Origin of the sequence: Citrobacter sp. Cs237 (genome assembly GCF_030332325.1) — a bacterium.
GTDB classification, from domain to species: domain Bacteria; phylum Pseudomonadota; class Gammaproteobacteria; order Enterobacterales; family Enterobacteriaceae; genus Citrobacter_A; species Citrobacter_A sedlakii.
Map to the genome: position 1 here is coordinate 1 of NZ_JAOWIB010000077.1, position 204 is coordinate 204.

Consider the following 204-nt stretch of genomic DNA (forward strand, 5'->3'; position numbering starts at 1 on the left):
GTGGCGGAACGGACGGGACTCGAACCCGCGACCCCCTGCGTGACAGGCAGGTATTCTAACCAACTGAACTACCGCTCCACCGAATTTTTCTACAACCACTGATTTTTACATCAGTTTACTGCTTAATTTGATGCCTGGCAGTTCCCTACTCTCGCATGGGGAGACCCCACACTACCATCGGCGCTACGGCGTTTCACTTCTGAG

General features: G+C 53.4%; 1 tRNA gene. It reads right to left on the bottom strand.

Annotated features, from left to right (window positions below):
• Window position 1 precedes the first annotated feature (1 nt).
• Window positions 2–78, bottom strand: a tRNA-Asp gene (locus OGY07_RS02895).
• Between the last annotated feature and the right edge of the window lie 126 nt (window positions 79–204).